Source organism: Allobosea sp. P1_A7, assembly GCF_056406775.1.
The window spans coordinates 1-1,416 of sequence record NZ_JBFTZN010000561.1; the positions used below are offsets into that span (position 1 = coordinate 1).

The window sequence follows — 1,416 nt, forward strand, 5'->3', positions numbered from 1 at the left end:
CGGAACGGAAAACGTCTGCCAGAGTGGCTGACCCAGGCCTCCAACACCCCCTTCAGGGTGCCGGCTTCATCTCGGAATCACATGCCGGCTTCAAATCGGAATGCCCTGCCGGCTTCGCTTCGGAATACCCCGCCCGCTTCAATCGGAATCCGCAGTCAGCCTGCGCGGATCGATCTCGACCGCGATCTCGGCTTGCGGTTGGATCGCGAAATGCTTGCGCAGCAGAGCCATCAGACCGAGGAAATCCTCCGGCGTGACGATGGTCGGCGTGCCGCCGCCAAAATGAATATGGTGGATGTGAAGCGGTGCCTGGAGCTGACTCGCGACGGTCTCGATCTCTCGGCGCAAGACCGCGAGGTAATCGACGATAGGCTGGTCGCGCAGCGCAACGGTGGTGTGGCAGCCGCAATACCAGCACATCGAACGACAGAACGGGACATGGAGGTAGAGCGAGGCCTTCGCGGTTGGCGCGAGATCCCCGAGCCAGTCGCCATAGCTTTGCGCGCCAACCCCATTCCTGAAGTGCGGCGCCGTTGGATAACTCGTATATCGGGGCAGCCGTTCGTCGAGATATCGCGCCCGATCATCCCTCACGTTGTGCTCTCCTGACTTGCCAAGGACCGTTCGTTGGCAGCACTCTAGAGCACTTACGAAGGACGTCTTTGACGTATCACAAGCTCAGGCGTTTCCTTGAAATGCCGGGATGCGCAGGCCCCTAAGCACGTCACCGCGAAAGCCCTATGATGCGATCGCGCGATACGCATACCAGGTCCYGTGCCCCAGCAGCGGGAACAAGACAATCAGGCCGAGCAGCCCAGTTGCCAGGCTCAGCATAAGCAGCCCGAGGACGACCCCACCCCAGACCAGCATCACTGGCAGGTTATTCCAGACCAGCGCCATGCTTGCGCCCATCGCGGTTAAGGCGTCGACACGTCTGTCCAGCTGAATCGGGAGGCCGAAGACGCTGATGGCAAAGGAGAAAGCAGCAAACAGAATTCCGACCGCGCCACCAACCAGAACCAGCGCCCAGCCAATACGGGTCGTGAATAGCATTGGTGCGATGAGGTCGAATCCCGGAAGTGGGCGTAACACCAAGATTAGCAGACTCAGAAGGACACCGGTGAACAGGACCTGCCCACCAAGTGCCGGTTTCACGAAGATCATCTGCGGCAAGCCAACCCGGTCCCCCATCGCCAGGCGGCGGCTCTTCTCATAGAGGCCGACGGCGAGAAGCGGACCGACAATCATGAAGCCTGCCAAAACCGGAACTAGCCCGTCGTATTCATGAAGGCTTGGCTGAATGAGCATCTGGGGCGACGGCGCGGCGAGCCGTGGCGTGTTTTTCACCGCATCGGCGGAGTGAACTTGAAGAACGCGTTGGAGGCTTGGGCTTCAGTTCGTCGGGGCGTCCTCGGC

1 protein-coding gene and 1 pseudogene are annotated in these 1,416 nt (G+C 60.6%); both read right to left on the reverse strand.

Going from position 1 to position 1,416, the window contains the following annotated elements; translation table 11 throughout:
• Positions 1-156 precede the first annotated feature (156 nt).
• Positions 157-594, reverse strand: a pseudogene (locus AC1D34_RS37590) (radical SAM protein); the annotation flags it as partial.
• Between the two features lie 144 nt (positions 595-738).
• A complete protein-coding gene (locus AC1D34_RS37595) occupies positions 739-1,308 on the reverse strand; it encodes a DUF2189 domain-containing protein (protein WP_476827033.1) in 570 nt (189 codons plus the stop codon).
• Positions 1,309-1,416 lie beyond the last annotated feature (108 nt).